14 protein-coding genes are annotated in these 21,661 nt (G+C 60.9%); 10 read left to right on the top strand and 4 right to left on the bottom strand.

Annotated features, from left to right (window positions below; genetic code table 11):
• Nucleotides 1-103: 103 nt before the first annotated feature.
• A complete protein-coding gene (locus ACM6IP_RS06985) occupies nt 104-1,015 on the bottom strand; it encodes a LysR substrate-binding domain-containing protein (RefSeq protein WP_095164948.1) in 912 nt (303 codons plus the stop codon).
• 180 nt (nt 1,016-1,195) lie between these two features.
• Here ACM6IP_RS06985 and aspA point away from each other — a divergent pair, with 180 nt between their 5' ends.
• Nucleotides 1,196-2,620, top strand: coding sequence for an aspartate ammonia-lyase (gene aspA, locus ACM6IP_RS06980; protein ID WP_095164950.1), 1,425 nt, complete (start codon nt 1,196-1,198; stop codon nt 2,618-2,620).
• A gap of 41 nt (nt 2,621-2,661) precedes the next feature.
• Here the strand turns inward: aspA and ACM6IP_RS06975 are convergent, their stop codons facing one another.
• Nucleotides 2,662-2,994: a hypothetical protein gene (locus tag ACM6IP_RS06975; RefSeq protein WP_143501097.1), complete on the bottom strand. Its 333-nt coding sequence runs from the start codon at nt 2,992-2,994 to the stop codon at nt 2,662-2,664.
• Between ACM6IP_RS06975 and ACM6IP_RS06970 the strand changes: the two genes are divergently transcribed.
• The 6 genes from ACM6IP_RS06970 (at nt 2,981) to ACM6IP_RS06945 (ending at nt 17,166) form a co-directional block, all read left to right on the top strand.
• The gene (locus tag ACM6IP_RS06970) at nt 2,981-4,429 is read left to right on the top strand and encodes an alanine/glycine:cation symporter family protein (protein ID WP_401127087.1); all 1,449 of its coding nucleotides are present in this window, start codon (nt 2,981-2,983) and stop codon (nt 4,427-4,429) included. The two genes, ACM6IP_RS06975 and ACM6IP_RS06970, sit on opposite strands and share 14 nt — an antisense overlap.
• Before the next feature lie 99 nt (nt 4,430-4,528).
• The gene (locus ACM6IP_RS06965; protein ID WP_401127089.1) at nt 4,529-5,533 is read left to right on the top strand and encodes an asparaginase; all 1,005 of its coding nucleotides are present in this window, start codon (nt 4,529-4,531) and stop codon (nt 5,531-5,533) included.
• Between the two features lie 144 nt (nt 5,534-5,677).
• Nucleotides 5,678-6,670 (top strand): AraC family transcriptional regulator, encoded by a 993-nt coding sequence (locus ACM6IP_RS06960; protein ID WP_095164958.1) that lies wholly within the window; start codon nt 5,678-5,680, stop codon nt 6,668-6,670.
• Nucleotides 6,671-6,802: 132 nt separating this feature from the next.
• Entirely contained in the window at nt 6,803-7,831 is a 1,029-nt protein-coding gene (locus ACM6IP_RS06955) for a histone deacetylase family protein (RefSeq protein ID WP_095164960.1), read from the top strand.
• Nucleotides 7,832-8,006: 175 nt separating this feature from the next.
• Nucleotides 8,007-12,587 carry a hypothetical protein gene (locus ACM6IP_RS06950; protein WP_414861202.1) on the top strand — a complete coding sequence of 1,527 codons (4,581 nt, stop codon included), beginning with the start codon at nt 8,007-8,009 and terminating at the stop codon, nt 12,585-12,587.
• A gap of 28 nt (nt 12,588-12,615) precedes the next feature.
• Entirely contained in the window at nt 12,616-17,166 is a 4,551-nt protein-coding gene (locus ACM6IP_RS06945) for a hypothetical protein (protein ID WP_414861201.1), read from the top strand.
• Nucleotides 17,167-17,201: 35 nt separating this feature from the next.
• Here the strand turns inward: ACM6IP_RS06945 and ACM6IP_RS06940 are convergent, their stop codons facing one another.
• Complete coding sequence (locus tag ACM6IP_RS06940; protein ID WP_414861200.1) at nt 17,202-18,755, bottom strand: PLP-dependent aminotransferase family protein; 1,554 nt, start codon at nt 18,753-18,755, stop codon at nt 17,202-17,204.
• A gap of 91 nt (nt 18,756-18,846) precedes the next feature.
• Here ACM6IP_RS06940 and ACM6IP_RS06935 point away from each other — a divergent pair, with 91 nt between their 5' ends.
• Genes ACM6IP_RS06935 through ACM6IP_RS06925 form a run of 3 tightly spaced genes read left to right on the top strand, consistent with a single transcriptional unit; the run spans nt 18,847 to nt 20,614 of the window.
• Nucleotides 18,847-19,476, top strand: a complete 630-nt coding sequence (locus tag ACM6IP_RS06935) for an FMN-binding negative transcriptional regulator (protein WP_320333293.1) — start codon at nt 18,847-18,849, stop codon at nt 19,474-19,476.
• Nucleotides 19,477-19,478: 2 nt separating this feature from the next.
• A complete protein-coding gene (locus ACM6IP_RS06930) occupies nt 19,479-19,925 on the top strand; it encodes a GNAT family N-acetyltransferase (RefSeq protein ID WP_159998623.1) in 447 nt (148 codons plus the stop codon).
• Nucleotides 19,926-19,942: 17 nt separating this feature from the next.
• Complete coding sequence (locus ACM6IP_RS06925) at nt 19,943-20,614, top strand: GNAT family protein (protein ID WP_320333294.1); 672 nt, start codon at nt 19,943-19,945, stop codon at nt 20,612-20,614.
• A 49-nt stretch (nt 20,615-20,663) separates the two neighbouring features.
• On the opposite strand, the gene ACM6IP_RS06920 is transcribed toward ACM6IP_RS06925, so the two are convergent.
• On the bottom strand, nt 20,664-21,563 hold the full coding sequence (locus ACM6IP_RS06920; RefSeq protein ID WP_414861199.1) for a homocysteine S-methyltransferase family protein: 900 nt from the start codon (nt 21,561-21,563) through the stop codon (nt 20,664-20,666).
• Between the last annotated feature and the right edge of the window lie 98 nt (nt 21,564-21,661).

Below are 21,661 nucleotides of genomic sequence, written 5' to 3'. Positions count from 1 at the left end.
CGCGCGACCGGAAATCCGAGCATGGCGTGTTTGCGCTATTAACACGCTGACGCCGAATTAACAGCAATTCATGGCCACAGCAGTGGCCATGAATTCTTGGCACTCAAACAGTAGCACCCGCTACGCCGCTCTCGAGCTTGCGCCACAACAACCGGACATTCGCTTTGCGCACCAGCGCACAGCGATACAAACGGATCTCCAGCGGCACATGCCATTGCGGTCCACCACACACTACCAATTCGCCACGCGTCAGCTCGGCACGCACGCTCAGCTGCGGCACCCAGGCGATGCCCAGCCCCTCCAGGGCCATGCTTTTCAGGCTGTCGGCCATGGCGGTTTCGTAGATCGTGGTGAAACGCAGTGCCCTTTGGCGCAGCAGCATATTCACCGAACGGCCGAGAAACGCACCGGCGCTGTAGGCCAGTAACGGCACACTGCCCTCGCCTTCCAGATCGAACAGCGGTTTTCCATCGGCATCGGCCGCGCACACCGGCAGCATTTCGGTGTGGCCCAAGTGCAGCGAAGGAAAGATCTCCGGGTCCATTTGCATGGCGGCATCCGGGTCGTAGAACGCCAGCATCAGGTCACAACCGCCCTCGCGCAGCGCATGCACCGCATCGCCGACGTTGGTCGCCACCAGGCGCGTGGCGATGTTCAGGCCTTCGTTGCGCAATTGTGCGATCCAGCGCGGGAAGAACCCCAGGGCCAGGGAGTGCGCGGCCGCCACCTGCATGACCTCGCCCTGGCCGCCTTCAAGGTGGTGCAAATGCCGCAGCACTTCGCCCAGTTGTTCGACCACGGTGCGTGCGGTTACCAGGAACAACTGGCCGGCCGCCGTCAGCTCGATCGGCGTGCGCGAGCGATTGACCAGTTGCAGGCCCAGTGCGGCCTCCAGGCTGCGGATTCGCCGGCTGAACGCCGGCTGGGTGACGAAACGTCGCTCAGCCGCCTGGGAGAAGCTGCGGGTGGCAGCCAGGGCACTAAAGTCCTCCAGCCATTTGCTTTCCAGATTCATCAGGTCCTCCCGGACACGCACCATTTTAGGTCGCACGCTCGCCGCTCGGGCGGCGTCACATCGGCATTATGCCGAATACGCATAGGCCAGTGTTTAACAGCATTGGCCCAAAATTCTCTACAAGCCTAGCATTCACAGCGTTCCGGCACAGACCGGGTCCATATCGAGATGATTTCTATCATGTCCTCCGCTGCATCTTTCCGCACCGAAAAAGACCTGCTTGGCGTACTCGAAGTACCGGCTCAAGCGTATTACGGCATCCAGACCCTGCGAGCGGTGAACAACTTCCGTCTCTCCGGCGTTCCGATTTCGCATTACCCGAAGCTGGTTGTGGGTCTGGCAATGGTCAAGCAGGCCGCTGCTGACGCCAACCGCGAGCTGGGTCACCTCAGCGAAGCCAAGCACGCTGCCATCAGCGAAGCCTGTGCTCGCCTGATCCGCGGCGACTTCCACGAAGAGTTCGTGGTGGACATGATTCAAGGCGGCGCTGGCACTTCGACCAACATGAATGCCAACGAAGTGATCGCCAACATCGCGCTGGAGGCCATGGGCCACCAGAAAGGCGAATACCAGTACCTGCACCCTAACAACGACGTGAACATGGCGCAGTCGACCAACGACGCTTACCCAACGGCCATCCGCCTGGGTCTGCTGTTGGGTCATGACGCCCTGCTCGCCAGCCTCGACAGCCTGATCCAGTCGTTCGCCGCCAAAGGTGAAGAATTCGGCCACGTCTTGAAGATGGGTCGTACCCAGCTGCAAGACGCCGTGCCGATGACCCTTGGCCAGGAATTCCGTGCCTTCGCCACCACCCTGGGTGAAGACCTGGCACGCCTGAAGACTCTGGCTCCGGAGCTGCTGACCGAAGTCAACCTGGGCGGCACCGCGATCGGTACCGGCATCAACGCCGACCCGCGTTACCAGCACCTGGCCGTTGAACGCCTGGCCTTGATCAGCGGTCAACCGCTGGTCCCGGCTGCCGACCTGATCGAAGCGACCTCCGACATGGGTGCCTTCGTGTTGTTCTCCGGCATGCTCAAGCGCACCGCGGTCAAGCTGTCGAAGATCTGCAACGACCTGCGCCTGCTGTCCAGCGGCCCACGCACCGGCATCAACGAAATCAACCTGCCAGCGCGTCAGCCAGGCAGCTCGATCATGCCAGGCAAGGTCAACCCGGTTATTCCGGAAGCCGTCAACCAGGTAGCGTTCCAGATCATCGGCAACGACCTGGCCCTGACCATCGCGGCCGAAGGCGGCCAGCTGCAACTGAACGTGATGGAGCCGCTGATCGCCTTCAAGATCTTCGACTCGATCCGCCTGCTGCAACGCGCCATGGACATGCTGCGCGAGCACTGCATCGTCGGCATCACCGCCAACGAAGCCCGCTGCCGCGAACTGGTCGAGCACTCGATCGGCCTGGTCACCGCGCTGAACCCGTACATCGGCTATGAAAACGCCACCCGTATCGCCCGCATCGCTCTGGAAAGCGGCCGCGGCGTACTGGAACTGGTGCGCGAAGAAGGCTTGCTCGACGAAGAAATGCTCGCCGACATCCTGCGCCCGGAAAACATGATTGCCCCGCGTCTGGTGCCTCTGAAGGCCTGATGCTGTAGCACCGCTCACCAGGTCGAGGGACTAGACACCTCTCACCTTTTGAGGGCTTGGAGATCATTCTCCAAGCCCTTTTTTTTACCTGCAAAACCCTCGGTACGGGGGCTATAGCTGAATCCTTTAATCAGCTGTTGCAGACGTGTGCTCCATGGATAGGTATAGTGCCGCCCCTCTTCGCAGGAGCGGTCGTCGGTAGCGAGATCCAACCCGTGCGAAACCCGAACTAATAACAAACCCGCGATATGAAGCCGGGACAAATACCGCTTGGCCTGTAGTGCTGTGCACAAACGGGTGTAACGGAATGTGTCTGCCTGGTCAGCATTTGCCAACACAAAAAACAGCGAGGAATACTCCATGCTCGAAGTCATTAACGACTTCCTCTCAGGGAAAGTACTGATCGTGCTCATTGTCGGGCTCGGTGGTTACTTCACGATCCGCTCGCGTTTCGTTCAATTGCGGCACTTTTTCCACATGTTCGCGGTGTTCCGCGACAGCCTCAAAAGCAGCGCTGGCCAGCTCAGTTCATTCCAGGCCCTGATGCTCAGCCTCGCCGGCCGTGTCGGTGCGGGCAACATTGCTGGCGTCGGCATTGCCGTGACCCTCGGCGGCCCAGGCGCGGTGTTCTGGATGTGGGTGACCGCGCTGGTCGGCATGTCCAGCAGCTTCTTCGAATGCTCCCTCGGCCAACTCTACAAGCGCTGCGACTCTGAAGGGCAGTACCGTGGCGGTCCGTCCTATTACATCCAGCACGGCCTGCAGAAACGCTGGCTGGGGATGATCATGGCGTTCCTGCTGCTGATCACCTTCGGCTTCGCCTTCAACGGCCTGCAAGCCCACGCCGTGACCCACTCGCTGAACAACGCCTTCGGCCTCGACACCACCTACACCGGCCTCGGCCTGGCGGTGCTGCTGGGCCTGGTGTTCGTCGGCGGGATCAAGCGCATCGCGGCCATCGCCGACCTGCTGGTGCCGGTCAAGACCCTAGTCTACATCGCGGTGACCATCTACGTGATCGTGCTGCAGTTCGACCAGGTGCCGGGCATGCTGATGACCATCGTCAAGAGCGCCTTCGGCCTGGACCAGGCCTTCGGTGGCCTGGTGGGCAGCGCCATCATCATGGGGGTGAAACGCGGAGTGTTTGCCAACGAAGCCGGCCTGGGCAGTGCGCCCAACGTCGCCGCCGTGGCGTCGGTCGAGCACCCGGTCGCGCAAGGCGTGGTCCAGGCGTTCAGCGTATTCCTCGACACCTTCATCATCTGCACCTGCACTGCGTTGCTGATCCTGCTGTCGGGTTTCTACACCCCGGGCTTCGAAGGTGACGGCATCGCCCTGACCCAGAACTCCCTGGCCGCAGTCGTCGGCGAGTGGGGCCGAATGTTCATCTCCGTGGCACTGGCGTTGTTCGTGTTCACCTCGATCCTCTACAACTACTACCTGGGCGAGAGCAACCTGCGCTACTTGATCGGCGAGAACCGCAAGGCGCTGATCGGCTATCGCGCCCTGGTGCTGGTGCTGATCTTCTGGGGTGCCATCGAGAACCTCAGCACGGTGTTCGCGTTCGCCGACATCACCATGACCATGCTCGCGTTCGTCAACCTGATCGCGCTGTTCCTGCTGTTCAAGGTCGGTATGCGCATCCTGCGCGACTACGATGACCAGCGTGCCGCCGGCATCAAAACCCCGGTGTTCGACTCCAGCAAGTTCCCCGACCTGGACCTGGACCTCAAGGCCTGGCCAGCCAACCCTCCCGCCGCGCCCCAGGCTCAGGAGCAACTGCAAGGCGTGACCGCAGCGCAACGCTGATCGGTAAAAAACCGGGCGCATCCCCTGCGCCCGACGTGACACAAGGTACGACCGGGGTCATGCTCGGTCGTACGCCGTCATCGTTCTCGGAGAATGACCATGAACTCATCTACCTATCCCGCCGCCCAACACGTCATGGTGCTCTACACCGGTGGCACCATTGGCATGCAAGCCAGTGCCCATGGCCTGGCGCCGGCGTCCGGCTTTGAAACACGGATGCGCGACTACCTGCACAGCCAGCCCGAGCTGGTGCTGGCGCAGTGGCGGTTTCGCGAAATGGCGCCGCTGATCGACAGCGCCAACATGACCCCGGCCTACTGGCAGCGCCTGCGCGAGGCCGTAGTCGAGGCGGTCGAGATCGACGGCTGTGACAGCGTGCTGGTCCTGCACGGTACCGACACCCTGGCCTACAGCGCAGCGGCCATGAGTTTCCAACTGCTGGGCCTGCACGCCCGCGTGGTGTTCACCGGTTCCATGCTGCCGGCCGGCGTGACCGACAGCGATGCCTGGGAAAACCTCAGCGGTGCCCTGGTCGCCCTCGGCCAGGGGCTGGCACCGGGCGTGCACCTGTACTTCCACGGCGAACTACTGGACCCGACCCGCTGCGCGAAAGTGCGCAGCTTCGGCCGGCACCCGTTCAAGCGACTGGAGCGCCAGGGTGGCGGCGAAAAGGCTGCTGGCATACCGACGGCGCTTGGCTATAAACAGCCCAGACAACTGGCTAACGTCGCGGTACTCCCACTGTTTCCCGGCATCGGTGCCGAGATCCTCGATGGCTTGCTCAACAGCGGCATCCAGGGCCTGGTGCTCGAATGCTATGGCAGCGGCACGGGGCCCAGCGATAACCCAGGGTTTCTTGCCAGCCTGGAACGGGCGCGCGATAAAGGCGTAGTGGTCGTTGCGGTCACGCAGTGCCATGAAGGGGGTGTCGAGCTGGATGTGTACGAAGCCGGCAGCCGCTTGCGCGACGCCGGCGTACTCTCGGGTGGTGGCATGACCCGCGAGGCGGCATTCGGCAAGCTGCATGCGCTGCTGGGAGCCGGGCTACAAACCGCTGAAGTCCGGCGGCTGGTCGAATTCGACCTGTGTGGCGAACTCAGCTGACACACCGCCCACCCCAGAACTGTCCTGCCAGCGATAGCGTTGTTGCCTGACACCGCGCTTTCACTGGCAAGACCGCGTCTACTACGTTCATCGCCAGGCACATAACTTGCTGCCTATTCCAGTACCCCATCGCTGGAATTGCCCATGCTGCACTCCCACCTCACCACGCTCAACGCCGTCTCGCTGGTGCTCAACACCTTCAAGGCCGAGGGACTTTCCAGCGATGCCTTGTTGGCCGGCAGCGGTATCAGTGCCGCGGACCTGAACCGGGCCGACACGCGCATCACCACCAACCAGGAGATGCAGGTCTGCGCCAATGCCGTCGCGCTCAAGCGTGACATCGGCCTGGAACTGGGCCGGCGAATGCACGTTTCCTGCTACGGCATCCTCGGTTACGCCCTGCTCACCAGTGCCACCTTAGGTGACGCATTGCGCCTGGCGATACGCTACCCGGCGCTTCTGGGAACACTCTTCGAGCTGAGCCTGGAGGACGATGGCGAGCGCGTCTGGTTCGTCGCGGCCGATTACCGCGAAAGCCCGACGATGGCGGTGTTCAATGCCGAGTTCTGCCTGGTCTCGCTGAAAGTCATCTGTGATGATCTGCTGGGCCATTCGCTGCCGTTGCGCGGGGTCCGCTTCGAGCATGCAGCACCGGACTATGAGGCGAGCTATGCCGAACACTTCAACTGCCCTCTGCATTTTGGCGCACGCGACACTGCGTTTGCCTTCGACAGGCACTGGTTGCAGCAAGTGCTGCCGCTGGCCGATGTCATCACCCACCAGGCCATGGCCGAACGCTGCCGCAAGCAGAACCTGGAATTCACGGGGCGCCAGGCATGGCTGGGGCGTATCCGGCAATTGCTCAGCTCGCAATTGAACGCCGCGCCAGGGCTCGAAGGCCTGGCCGGGCAGATGAATTGCTCGGCGCGCACCCTGCGCCGCCACCTCAAGGACCTGGGCTGCAGTTATCAGGAATTGCTCGACGAATTGCGCTTCGAGCAGGCCAAGCAAATGCTCTGCGAAGACCAGCTACCGATCTACCGGATCGCCGAGGCATTGGGCTTCAGCGAAACCGCCAGCTTTCGCCATGCGTTCGTGCGCTGGAGCGGTGTCGCGCCGAGCCAGTTCAGGCCCTGAGGGATCAAGGGGCGAATTTCGGTCATCTTTTTTGGCCGTATCGATCCCCTTTTGGCCTTTCCTGCCGTTCTCTGAAACCCTGCGTGCCGCAAGACTGTGTTCAACCGAATCAGCCCTGCGGAGAACAACAACATGCTGACCATCTACTCGGACGATCACCACCTGCACCACGGCCGTTGCGAACTGATCGACGGGCAACTCAAGCCATGCTTTGAGATGCCGTCACGCGCCGACCATGTGCTGGCACGGGTGCAACAGCAGAACCTGGGGCCGGTCGAGACGCCCAAGGACTTCGGCCTTGAGCCGATCGCGCGCATCCACAGCCGCGACTACCTGGACTTCTTCAAAGGCGCCTGGGCGCGCTGGACCGAGTTCAACACCGACGGCGATCTGCTGCCCTACACCTGGCCCGCCCGCACCCTGCGCGCGATCAGGCCCACCAGCCTGCACGGCCAACTCGGCTACTACAGCTTCGACGGCGGCGCACCGATCACCGCCGGCACCTGGCAAGCGGCCTACAGCGCTGCACAGGTTGCCCTGACCGCGCAGGCGGCGATCCAGGCCGGGGCTCATAGTGCCTTCGCCTTGTGCCGGCCACCGGGACACCACGCCGCTGGCGACTTGATGGGCGGTTACTGCTACCTCAACAACGCCGCCATCGCCGCCCAGGCATTCCTCGACCAGGGTCACCAAAAGGTCGCGATCCTTGACGTCGACTACCACCACGGCAACGGCACCCAAGCGATTTTCTACCCGCGCAGCGACGTGCTGTTCACCTCGATCCACGGCCATCCAGAAGCCGAGTTTCCATTCTTTCTTGGCTACGAAGATGAACTGGGCGAAGGTGCGGGCGAAGGTTTCAACTTCAACTATCCATTAGCGGCCGGCAGCGGCTGGGACACCTGGAGCGCAGCGCTGGAACAGGCCTGTAAAGAGATCCAAAGCTACGGCGCCGACATCGTCGTCGTATCCCTGGGTGTCGACACCTTCAAGGACGACCCGATCTCGCAATTCAAGCTCGACAGCCCGGACTACCTGGCCATGGGCAAACGCATCGCCAGGCTCGGCGTACCGACCCTGTTCGTCATGGAGGGCGGTTATGCGGTCGAAGAAATCGGCATCAACGCGGTGAACGTTCTAGAAGGTTTTGAAAGCGCTTGAAGAGTCGGGCATCTGATAGCCGCCTCGCTCCACCGTTACCAGACCTGCGCTAGCGCAGGTTTTTTTTGCCCACAATATTTTTTTACCGCCAATGCCTCCCTACCCATCACTACTTTGCAACGGATTGCGCACCCAACATCCCACGGTGCCTTCTGCCCCCCGCAAGGACGTGACCATGACTGAGTCTTCCAGCCCCTCTGCTGTACCAGGCCTACCACCCGATCAAGATGCCCTGCTCACCCAATTGGTGGCCGGCCCCTCGATCAGGGAAGTCGCCACCCATGCCCTGCAACCCGCCTTGAAAACCCTGTACCCGCTACTGTCTATCGACCCACGGCTGGCGATGGTGGTAACGCCGACCTGGACCTTGCACAACCAAGCCGTCGTTCCTGGGCCGCGACATGTCGAATCGCTGACCGATGCCCTGGTGCGCCATGGCGTCGCCGGTTCGCCGGTGGTCTACCTCGATGGCGAGCACTACCTCACCTTGCAACCCCAGGAGCGGACACCGGCTCAGTTGCCCGTCAGTATTGACGCCATCGGGCAGTTGCTAAACGAGCTGGTGCCGTTGCTGTTTGTCGCGTTTCAAGAACAGCAGGTCGATTACTGGAACCAGTTCACCCGCGCCTCGGCCCCGCGTTGGCAAGAATTATCCAAATCCCTGCGCGAGCTCTGGAACATCGATACCAACCCGAACTGGAGCAATGACCTCTGTGCGATGGCCCGCAACCTGTTCACCTACCCGCAAAAAAGCGCTCGCACGCTTCACGACCGCTATCGGTCGCGTGCATGCCTGGTCGACCTGGATTACCTGAACAAGGGTCTCTCGAACCACCTCAACATCCTCGACATGGCTGTACTCATTGGGACGGTGGGCACGCGCACGTTAATCCTCAGTCACTCCATCACCAGTGGTTTCAAGACCTATGATTCCTTGCAGGCGCTAGGCGAGTCCTTGCAGGCATACGCCGATGAGTCGACAGCGGACAATACCTTGCAGTGGCGACTGATTGAGCCCGAGGGCAATTACTTCGACCATCTGGCGTGCAACCTGATTGCCCTGCAAGCCGACTCGATTGGCGAGTTGGCGAACGATACCGCAACCCACAACCCTGACCTGGCGCCCCACATCAGCCGTACGCAAAACGAACTCGACCCGACGGACAAACAGGCACCTTCGCGATTCAACCGAGTCGAGCAAGCACTGCCGGACTGGATGGCCAACGCTTCCTCCAGCGATCTCACCGCTTACAGCCGTCACCTGATGGACCTGGCAACCATTCAGGAACAAAACCTCGGGCAGTCCTTTGAGGATGGGATCAAGCCGATTCGTCAGTACGCCCTGGATCAGTTGCGCGAGGCCATGCTCAAAGAGCATGCCGATGCCGAGCGACTGAACCTGGCTGATATCGAAATCGTGGTCGACAGCGTGGTGGTCTGGGGCAGCTTTACGCCCCTGGTGGAGCCTGAGCGCACCATCCTGAGCCTGGTCGACCTGGCGCTGCAAAACCTGATTGCCCTGCCGCTGGGCAACAAATCCGTGCGTAGCACCAGCGCCACAGCACTACCCACCTGGATGACGGTGAGTTACCTGGAGGCACTGATCGTCAGCGTCGACATCGGCAAGACCTACCCGGCACTGATCAAAAGCAAGTTGCTTGACGATCCGCTGGACAGCTTGCGGCGACAGAACCTGTTCACCAGTCACCTTCGCGTCGAACTGCCACTGCTGGCCTTGCAGCAAAAGATTCGCGCGCAGGCTGGTATCGACGAACTGGGTTACCGCTACGTCGCCGCCGTGGTCCAGGTACTAGACGCCAATCGCTGGGTCGATGGTCAGGAGATCGTCATTCGCCCACTGGCTTTCAAACCCGGTTGGCGCATTGGCAACTCGACCGACAAAGTGACCAACATGTTCGTGATCGGCCCTCGGCAGATGGATAAGGGGCCATGCCTGCTTTACCGCCCCATGCTCGATCGGCCCCTGAGCCAACACCCGACGCCAGCCAACCTGATTTATGCCATCAAGCGTTCCCCGACATTGCGCCAATCGGTGCTCGCCTGGCTGCCGGACGCGGCGCGCGCCAATTACAGCAACTACGTATTCACCGGTGACCGGCCTTCGGTCTGGACCCTTTCACAACTCCTGGCCGATCCTCTGACCCCCTTGCAGATGGGCGGCACGCTTGCCCTGGGTTCTGAGGTCCTCGCCAGCGATTCCCTGGCCACGCTGTACAAGGCCAACGTCAATGCGCTGGTCGAATTGGCGCAGCGACAATCGGTATCCAATGCGCAAAACCGCTGGGGCACCTTCAAACATGCAGCCTGGTTGATTCTTAACGCGGCACTGCCCTTTCTTGGCCGCACTGTCGGGACGGCCGCCTGGATCTGGCAAGTATTGGATGACGTCGAACAAACCCTGGACGCCGCTGATACAGGCGACCGCGCACAACAAAAAACCGCCATGACCGACCTGTTGCTGACCCTGGCCATGGTCCTCGCCCACCACGCCAGCACACGCAAACCGACGGCCCGCAGAGTCGAGGAAAAGGTGCCGATAACCGAAGTAACCGAGAGCCCGGAAAAACCCGCAGTCACCCCTAAGACCATTGTTCAACAGCCTGATGTGATCGGCGAACATCCTGCACAACACCGCACATCGGTTACGACCGACGCCACCCTGAATCTGGCCAGCACCCTGGATCGCTTCGCAATCACCCGCCCCGAGAAAATCACCCTGACCACCGGTGAAAACGCTGTTCTGCGCGGCCTCTACCATCACGAGAACAGGTACTACGTATCCGTGAGTGAACGCTGGTTCGAGGTGGCCGTGGACGACGTGGGTGAGGTATCGCTTATCGACAGTCGACAGAACCCGGTGCGCAGCGGTCCTGCGTTGATCCGCAATGCGCGTGGCGAGTGGTTCATCGACACCCGCTTGCGCCTGCGTGGCGGCGGTTTGTCGAGTCGGCGCAAGGCACTGAAACAGCAAAACCGAGCGCGCGTCAGCGAGCTCAAAAAACAACTCGGTGAATTTGATAACGAACGCGAACTGGCACGTGCCGAGCTGACGGATGCGCGCAAAGCGATGAAATCGCTCAGTGGTGACGCCCTGCTTGCAGCCCAAACGCAGTTTCTCGAGAAGCTCGAGAGCCGCACCCTGGAGTACGCCACCCCTATCGAACAGCTGAAATCGCTGAACCTGCTCGACTCGGCCCCCAATTACCGAACTGCCATGGTCGAGATGCTCGATACCCAGCTGTTTTTTAACCAGACATGGCTTGATGAGCGCAATCCCACCTTCGCTCAGACCCTGACGCAAACCCTGGGGTTGCTTGAGGCCGAAGAAACCACAGGGGGGGCTGCCGACCGCGCAACCTACCGGAGAATGATCGACCTGACCGAGGAGGTGATCGGCAAAATCGAGTTTGCTCAATCGCGTTTCCAGGAGTTGAGCCGACTGGGTCGAAGCGCTGCCGAGGTCACCAGCACCTATCAGGCAAGACTGCCCGCGTTCAGCCTTAATGACCTCAAGGCGCTTCAGGTCTCGCTGGCCCGCGAGGTCTGCCTGAAAGAGGCAACCAGCGCTGCGCTGATCGAAGTTCAAAACTCATTCGAACGCCTGCTCGACACCACCAACCTGGTGATCCAGACCTCGCAGGAATTGATGCTGGAAGGAGCTACCTGGGTTGCGGGCGACCGTATCGAGGGCCTCAACGGGACGCTGGAGCAGTTTGCCGCCGTCGACCAGGCGTTCGAAGACTTCGCCCTCAACCACAAGGACGCGGTGCTGGAGCAACCGTTCAAACATCTACGGATGCGCATCAGCGGGTTCCAGCAGACCGCCGAGGGTTACCTGGCGCAGTTGCTACGCGAGCAACTCCCACTGGAGCCCCAGCCCGGCCCTTCAAGGCCGGCGCCAGTGTCGCGCAAACGGGTAATCAAGACCCGCTTTCGGGGCACGGTCGTTGGCGAGGTCCGCCCCTCGGCGCCGGGACAACCGATATTGCTGGACGTAAAAGCGCCCATGACCGGCGACGTGATTGCCACCTTTCACGAAAAAACCCCCGGGGTCTGGGTTGAGCGGTTACAACCCAGGCGTCCTCGCCCGGCCGTACCACTAGCCGATCTCCAGGCGCAGATCACTCAAGGCCGGACGCTGCTTGATGGCGTGGAAAGCTTCATTCGACAAACCGAAGCGAGCGCGAAAAAACCAGGACGTATCCCGGTGGAAATCGAAGAACTGTTCCAGCACAAAGCCGACCTGCTCGACGAAGCTGCCAGGAGTCTGGAGCAGGCCCGGATCAGCGCCAATACCAGCAACGCGCCTGTGCCAGAGATCGAGCAACTCAACCAGGCACGCGATCGACTGAACGCCGAGGGCTACCGGATACGGGTCGAGATGATCAAACAACAACCGCCCACAGCCGCCCGTGTCGAATGGCTACTCGCCAAGAATGAAATCGACATAGTTTCGGGTGGTGATCGACGCCGGCTCAAAGGCCCGCGCCGGGATTACTTGCAGGAGTATGAAATTCGCCAGCGCCGCGGTGGGCAAACGCTGTGGTACGCACACTTCCACTACTCCAGCCAGGACGCGCCGCTCAAAGCGTTTACCGCCGCCCACCTGAAACTGCGCGATCAGCGATTCCTGACCGCAGCATTGGACGTACACGCGGCCACCAGCGCCCAGATGATCGCCATCTATCGCAGTGAAATCAGCCCGCAACTGGCGCACTCGCTGTTCTTTTCGTAAGCCGCGGACGTCAAAAAGGAAAATGACGATGACTGAACATACTGAGAACACCGATACCCACGCCCTGCTGGAAAAAAGCCAGGTCGTTCATCAGACCAGCCGGGGTCCCACTGTCGATGAGGTTGCCGCCCGACTGCTGCGCCGGGCGCTGGAAGAGCTGTATCCGGAGCGGAATATCGACCCCGACCAAACGCTGATCGGCACGCCTCAATGGCAGTCCGTCGACGGTACGCTCGTGGCCATGCCTACCCGGTTCGAATCACTGACCCAGGCACTGGTCCGGCAATTTTTCAGTTCGGCCACTGCCAACTATCTCGAAGGCGAGCACTTCCTGACATTAAATCCGCCAACCTCGCCCGTGGTGCACCTGGACCTCGGCATCGAAGCCATTGCCAGGTTGCTCAACGACTACGCCCCCTTGCTCTTCGTGGCCTTCGGCGAACACCAGCTTGCGTATTGGAACGAAGCCGGGCAACGGGCGCCGCACTGGCTGCAACTGTCCGATGCCTTGCGCAAGACCCTCGAGGTGCAACACCTCAAGGATTGGGATGACGAGCAGTGCCTGGTGGCCCGGGCCATATCGCTCCATCCGGACAAAAAGCAGCGTCAAGCCCACGACTCCGCGCTTTCGACTATCCGGGTATGCCTGATCGATATTGACTCGGTCGACGCCCAAGGCAATATCCGACATTTGATACTGGCCGGTGCCTGCGTGATCACTGGCCGTTATAAACAACGTGACCTGCTGATGATGTACACCGTTGAAAATGGTTATGAAACGTTCGACTCCCTGGAACAGTTGGGGGCTTCGTTACCGGAACGCGTGGAGACGCAACCGACCGGGCGCAACCTGAAGTGGCAGCTGTTCGAGCCCGAGGGTAATTTTTTCGATCATATGGCTTGGGCGCTGATCACCACCCAGCTCGATGCCATCGCCGCAATCAGCCACGAAAGCCTCACGGCCGAAACGCAGCAGAAATTCGATTCAATCGCTCTGGCGGAACACGCCAGCGCCCAGGAAAAAACGGCACTCATTGGCCTCGATAACTCAATACCCGATTGGCTGTTTGGTGCTTCGGCTGCCGATCTGGATCAGTACAGCCAATCCGTCAATGCGCTGGGAAAACTGTACAAACAGACTGACAAAAAACTGGTGCGGATTCTGCCCCTCACGACCTACGCCCAGAACCGCCTGCGCGACGCAATCATTGCCGATAAGAAACCCGCCGCCGGGTTGCCGCTGGACAGCCTCGAGATCACCGTCACCAACAGTTTCGAATCCGGCGGACTGACACTGCCCAATCCGCTCGACGTGCACACCGAAACACTCGGCGAGTACGCCTTGCAAAACAGCGCACCGTATCAGGCCACCCTGCGGTTCAAGCCGACACAACGGCTCCCTGACTGGCTGAACGTTGCGTACCTGACGAAAATGGCGAGCAAGGTCGACGTCGGTGAGGCATACCCCCAACTGATCAAGGACAAACTGATCGACGATCCGCTGCAGGCGCCCTTGCAGCAGCATTTTTACATCGACCAGATGCGTGCCCTGCTGCCGCTGATAGCGCTGGAGAGCAAGATCCGTGGTATCGGTGGCATTGATCAACTGGGTTGCCTTTACGTGCGCGAATGGCTCAAGCCAACCCTCGGTCACTCGCAGCCGGTGGTCACTCGCCCACTGACGTTCATCCAGTCAGGGCAAACCACTGGCGACACCGTCGCCAACATGTTCATCATCGCCCCGCGCGAGCCGGCAGTCGGGCCTTGCCTGCTCTACCGCCCGTTGTTCGAACAGCCATTGCTGCAGTTCCCTTCAGCGCAGAACCTGCTGTATGCCCTGCATCAACCGGGAGAGTTGAGGGATTCGGTGCTGGCGTGGCTGCCAGACTCGGATATCGCTTTCAAATACGCCCAGTACACATTCCCCGTCGGCCTGCCCAGTCCATGGCTGGCGGCGCAGTTGCTCTCCGAGCCCTGGACAACCGTGGACTGGACCGGGCCGGTCGAACTCGGGTCAGTGGAATTGAGCGGCGACATCTTCAAGGTCCTGTTCAAGACCCATGCCCTGGCCATGGCCGAACTCTCCGACCGCCAGTCGTTATCCAATGCACAACGACGATGGGCCTTGCTGCGTGACAGCGGCTGGGCGTTGTTCAATGTTGCCGCGAATTTTCTCAGCGGCCCGGCGGGGGCTGCGGTCTGGATCTGGCAAAGCATCAGTGAAATCGAGCAGGTGCTGGACGCCCATCAGCGTGGTGATGCCTATGCGCAATGGAGCGCGGTTGCCGATATGCTGCTGAACCTGGGCATGATCCTGGCACATCACGCCGCCACACGTCGCAAGACCGACCCCCGAACGGCATCGGCACCGCAGGTTGACCACGACAGGTTACCCGAGACCAACGTCACGCCGACGGTCAAACCGGCGGCCCCCACTGTGACCTTGGTTCCCACTCCCATCACCGGTGAACTTGCGTCCAGCCATTACTCCTCACTTGAAGCCAGCGGCTCAGTGCCCCATCGCTCGCCCTCGGCTCTGGTGGTTTTTCTGAGCGCCTTGAGCGTACCGCCTCCCGATCTCACCGCCCCAACCGTGGAAACCCTTCTGCGCGATACCGCGCGCCTGTATCGCCTGGATGCAAAGACCTATGCAAAGGTCGGCGAGCGCTGGTACCGCGTTATCGAAAATGACGACGAGCAGATACAAATCGTTGATCCACAAACACCCTCGAAAACCGGACCTCTGTTGAGCCATACCCAACAAGGCCAGTGGTTCGTCGACACACGTTTGCGGTTGCGCGCAGGTGCTGGTGGTACCAGCCTGCGCAGCCAGCTCAAGGCACAACGCAAGGCCAAGGAACAACAGAAAAAACAACTGGGTGTCGAGCTGGAGAATTTCAAACGCCTGGAAGCGTCGAACAATGCCATTTTGATAAAGGCCCAGGCAGAGATGATGGACGCCACCGGGCAAGCGCACGAACAGGCGACAGCGCGCTACCTCAGTCACTTGGAAAAACTGATTGGTGACTACGATCAGGCTCTGAAAAACCTCGAGCAATGGCGCATCAACGGCGGAAGTGAAGGCTATTTCCAAGATTTACAGCACATGACCATCGAGCTGCAAAAGAACCTCGCCCTATGGCTCGTACTCAAGCGCAACGCCTATGCAACACTCACCCACATGTTGGCTCAGGACACTGCCATCGACTCAGACGCCTCATTGCAGCTACACGTTGAGAGTGTCAGGCAAGCGTTGGCATTGAGTCAGGAAATAATCGCCCGTCTGCACATTTCCCAAGTGGCGCTGGAGAAAATCGCCGCGGTAAGCAGCGCCGGCATGACCACTGCACAAAGCCTGCGAAAACTGATGCCGGTGTTCACCGCGTGGGATTTAAAGTCCAACGAAGTCGGCATGTCGCATGAGTTGTGCATGCGCAACACTGCCACCCAGAACGCTGAACCGGCTCGTGAAGCGGTGGGCTTGGTGATTATCGAGGCCGCAACCGCCACCCACCGGCATACGGCCTTGATCAGAACGCCGGATAGCGGTGCGACCAGCGCGCAGCGCATCGACACCCTGAGCAGGCTGATCGATATTTACGTCGATGCCGATCAGCGTCTTAAAGACTTCCCCGAAGAATACCCCGACAAGGTCGAGCCGACTGGGCTTGAACGGGTCAGCACATTGATCGGCGAGTTCAGGCAACTGGCGCAGGAACAACTCAATGCGCTGCTGCCCGTGAGCGGGACGAGCGCCGTGCCGGCCGCACCGGCACCCGCAGTTGCGGGCCCGTCCCGGCCTGCTGGCAAAGTCACCAAGAGCCGACCACGGGATCCCGTGCCCGCCAGACCCTCGCCATCCGGCGAGCCACTGCTCGAGGAAATGGTTCCCACCAGCAAAAGTCCTGCACCGATGTCAGAACTGGACGATATCGACATCATTGCCAATGCCCTGACCTTGACTGAAGAAGTACAGGGTTTTATTGATCGAACCCGCAAGGATGCCTTCAGACCTAACCGTATTCCCGCAGACATGCAGGATCTGTTCGATATCCAGGCCCAGCGACTGGAACAAGCCGCGATCAATGTCGACCTTGCCCTGGCGCGCATCAACAAGGCAGGAAGAACCCGACTTCCTGTGGCTAACCTGAGCTCAGATCTCAATGAGTACGCCGCTCGTTTACGCACACAAGGCATCAGTATCCGCGCCAGCCTGCTCAAGGAGCGCCCGCCCCGGCAGGCCTATTTGCAGTGGCTGCTGGACAACAACCAGGTAAGGGTCGTGCGCAACCAACAAGGCCGAATCAGGACCAAAAAACGCCAGGACTACTTTCAGGAGTACCAGGTGCTCGACATTACTGACAACGACCAGCCGTTATGGCTTGTGCATTTTCACTACAACTCGCCTGACGCTCCTTTGGCGCAGTACACCGCGGCGCACCTGAAGATCGCCGACGAGAAGTTGAAGCAGTTCACTGCCGAACGTCGCAAAGTACTCACGACCCTGGCGCCGATCGACTACGTACTGCGGCGCATCAGTGATCCGTCGCTGTTCTTCAGTCTGCAAGACCAACCCTGATGCACGACCGCGGGCGGGCGGGTAATCCGCCCGCTTCAGCGAACACGCCAAACCGGCCGCAATCGTTCCAGCGCCGCCTTGATCGAGGTCTCCGGTACTGCCGCAAACCCCAGCACCAACCCCGCACGTTGATCTATCGGGGTTACGCAGGTCGGTAGCCAATAACTGCTCAAGCCGTTGATCTCGACGTCGACGCTGCTCGCCAACTCGATCAGTTCACGCTCACGCGCCACGCTCTCGACAGGCACGGTCATGTGCAGTCCGGCGGCAATCGCAGGTAACTCGCCCACGCCCGGGATATCCGCCGGCCAACCGCTAAGCAGAGTATTGCGCCGGCTCAGCGCCGCACGGCGCATGCGCCGGATATGCCGCTGGAAATGCCCGGCTGCCATGAACTCGGCCATCACTGCCTGGGTACTGACCTCAGAATGGCGAACGTCCACGGCACGCCGCCGGGAAAAGGCTTCAACCAGCCCCAATGGCAATACCAGGTATCCCAGGCGCAGTGCCGGGAATGCCACTTTGCCGAAAGTCCCGACGTACAACACCCGGCCACCGCGATCGAGTGCTGCCAATGGCGCCAGCGGTGCTCCGCTATACCGGTACTCGCCATCGTAATCATCCTCGACAATCCAGCCTTGCGTACGCTCAGCCCAGGCCAGCAGTTCCAGGCGCCGCGCGAGGCTCATCACCACACCGGTGGGGTACTGGTGTGATGGGGTGACGTAGGCCAGACGGCAATCGGTAACCCTGGCCAGCTCGGCGCAGTCGATGCCCTCGCTATCTACCGCCACCCCATGCAAACGCGCACCTGCCACCGCGAACGCATGACCAGCGGCGCGGTAACCCGGATTCTCGACCGCGACCCCATCGCCCGGCTCCACCAGCAACTGTGCACAAAGGCTAATCCCCTGTTGCGCGCCACTGGTGATCACAATTTGCTCAGCGCTGCACTGCATACCTCGCGAACTGCGCAGATAGGCGGCGATCAAGCCGCGCAAGCGCGCGTCACCCTCGGGGGCGCCGTAACACAGTTGCTGCAAGTCCGGCTTGCGCCAGAAAGCCGCATTCAGCTTGGCCCATACCTCGAACGGGAACAGGTCGAACGCTGGCACGCCGACCCGAAAAGCCCTCGGCGGGCCACTCGGTGGCGGGGGCAAATGATGCTTTTGCATCCGTTCCAAGGCAGCATTGTGGATAACTTTACTGGATAAAATTCCAGGTGTTTCTGCCTGTTTTGTGGATAAACCTGTGGGTAAGCCTGTTGATAACCCTGTGGATGGATTTGTGGATAGTTTTTTTGCCGGCAACCCGTTTTGCGGCAATTGTGCGACGTAAGTGCCATCGCCGACCCGCCCCTCGATGAAACCTTCGGCGTACAACTGGTCGTAGGCGCGCACCACGCTGTTGCGCGAAATCGCCAACGCTGCCGCCAGGTCGCGACTCGCCGGCAAACGTGTACCGCTGGCCAGGCGACCGTCGAGTACGCGCATGCGCAAGGCCTGGTAGAGCTGGCGGCTCAAGCCCTGGCGTCGATCCAACTCGATGCCTGCGGGGTTGAACGACAAGGAAGGCGGCACGCTTGTCATGGGTAATGGACCTATGAAATTAGCCGTTAATGGCTCTTACAACAGACCAATAGCCTGCCTAGGATGCTGGCATTCGCCAAGGAATTTTTCCATGTACACGCCCAGTGCCTTTGCCCTCGAAGATTTGCCCGAACTGCAGCAACAAATGCTCGGCAGCCGCCTCGCACTGCTGGTCACCCATGGCGAGCAGGGCCTGCAAGCCAGCCATTTACCGTTGCTGCTGCAGGTCGACGAAGGTCCCCATGGCACCCTCTACGGCCACTTTGCCCGGGCCAATCGGCAGTGGCAGGAGCTCCAGGGCGGCGCCGAAGCGTTGGTGATCTTTGCTGGCGCCGACGCTTACGTGAGCCCCGGGTTTTATCCCAGCAAAGCCGAGCACGGCAAGGTCGTGCCGACCTGGAACTACATTGCCGTGCACGCCTACGGAACGGCCGAGGTGTTCACCGATACCGAGCGCCTGCGCCACCTGGTGGGCGCCCTGACCGAGCGCCATGAAAGCGCCCGTGCCCAGCCGTGGAAACTCGCCGACGCGCCCACCGATTACATCGACGGCATGCTCAAGGCCATCGTCGGCTTCGCCCTGCCCATCCAGCGCCTGGAAGGCAAGCGCAAGCTCAGCCAGAACCGCAGTACCACAGATATCGCCGGCGTACGTGAAGGGCTGGCTGCCAGCCCCGACCCGCATGACCAGGCACTCGCCCACTTGATGCCAAAGGAATGAACATGAGTCAGATCGAAATTCGCCGCGTCAGCGCCGACGACCACGCCGCCTGGCTGCCGTTGTGGCAGGCCTACCTGGGCTTCTACAACACCGAGCTGCCGGACACCGTCAGCCACAGCACCTGGCAGCGCATGCTCGACCCGAGCGAGCCGACCCATGCAGCGCTGGCCTGGGCTGACGGCAAGGCGATAGGCATGGTGAATTTCATCTACCACCGCTCGAACTGGAGCATCGAAAGCTCCTGTTACCTGCAAGACCTGTTTGTGGCAGCGCAAACCCGCGGCACTGGAGTCGGCCGTCAACTGATCGAATTCGTCTACAGTACCGCCAAGGCCGAGGGCTGCTGCAAGGTGCACTGGCTGACCCACGAAACCAATGCCACCGCGATCCAACTCTACGAGCGCATCGCCGAACGCCCTGGCTTCATCCAGTTTCGTAAAGCCCTTTAAGGTTCAAGGAGAACAACATGTCGACTTCACTTGCAGACTGGCAAGGCGCCCCGCCGCCCTCTGCGCAACGGCTCGAAGGGCGCTTCATCTGCCTGGAGAAACTTGACCCGGCGCGCCATGGCGAGGGTCTGTTCAAGGCCCTGCAAGGCCCCGGCGCCGACCCGAAACTCTGGGACTACCTGCCTTACGGCCCGTTCCCGGAGCGCAGCGTCTTCGATGCCTGGCTGAACAACCACGCCGCCCACAGCGACCCGTATTTTTTCACCGTCATCGATCGCGCCAGCGGCGACGTACAGGGAATGCTCAGCCTGATGTCGATCGTCCCGGCCCAGGGCCGCGTCGAAATCGGCCACGTCACTTTTGGCGCACCGATGCAACGCTCACCGAAAAGCACCGAGGCCGTGTACCTGCTGGCCAAGGAGGCATTTGCCCTGGGCTACCGTCGCCTGGAGTGGAAGTGCAACAACGCCAACGCCCGCTCCAAGTACGCCGCCGAACGCCTGGGCTTCAGCTTTGAAGGGGTGTTTCGCCAGCACATGGTGGTCAAGGGCCAGAACCGTGACACCGCGTGGTATTCGATCCTGGACTCGGAATGGCCGACGATTGGCGCAGGGTTCCAGAAGTGGTTGGCCGATGACAACCAGACGGACTCGGGGCAGGTGAAGACCCTGGTGGAGTGCCGCGCCTAAGTGCTTTGAGGGCAAAAGATCGCAGGCTGCGATCTTTTGCCCTAACTGCTTAAACCAGTTTCTGCGCCAGCACCGCGATGTGCTCCGGGCCGATGCCGCAGCAGCCGCCCAGGTGACTGGCGCCACGCTGCTGCCAGTCGGCCGCCCAGTGCAGATAGCCCGGCGGATCCAGGTCATCGCGCAGCGGGTCCAGGCCATCGTTGGCCGTGGCCTCTTTGGGTTGCGGCGGAAAAGCGTTGGCATATGCCCCGATATCAATGTCCACAGCCAACCGGGCGAAGGTTTGCCGTGCAGCGTCGATTGCCGCCCCGATCACTTCCGGTTGGCTGCAGTTGAACAGCAAGGTCTGGACCCCCAACTCGGCCGCCACCGCAGCAGCCTCGGCGACGGGCTCGCCGGAGCGCAGGCGCGGCACGTCATCGGTGTCTTCGTCCTTGAGGGTAAAGGACAGCCAGAACGGTTTGCCATCCTTGGGCAACCCGGCGTGAATCGCCCGCGCTTCGGCGATCGAGCTCTGGGTTTCAGCCAGCCACAGGTCGACATGGGGCGCCAGGCCCTTGACCAAAGGCGTGAGCAATTCGCTGACTCGCGCAGCATCGAACAGGTCCGGACGATAGGAACCGAACAGCGGCGGCAAGGAGCCCGCGACACGCACTGGTTTACCCGAAGCGTCCACTGCCCGGCGCGCCAACTCACCGGCCAAGGCGGCAAGCGCTTCACCTTCAACCGCAAAACGCGCTTCGCCGATATGAAACGGCACCACTGCGTAACTGTTGCTGGTGATCACATTGGCACCGCTTTCGATATAAGCCGCATGCACCGCCTCGACCGCCTGCGGCGCTTCGCTCAGCGCCAGCGCCGACCACTCGGGCTGCCTGAATGGCGCTCCTCGGCGTTGCAGCTCACGGCCCATGCCGCCATCCAGAATCACTGTCCTTGCTACGCCCATATGCTTTTCACTCATATGCTTATGAAAATAACTCACTATCAGAGTCAGCCTTATAACTATTTAATACGCACCATTCAGTTAATCACAACCTCTTTTTT

It is taken from the genome of Pseudomonas sp. IT-P176 (genome assembly GCF_949767245.1).
Lineage (GTDB): Bacteria > Pseudomonadota > Gammaproteobacteria > Pseudomonadales > Pseudomonadaceae > Aquipseudomonas.
Note: the sequence above shows the minus strand (reverse complement) of the source record. Positions and strands in the feature narration are given on the sequence as shown.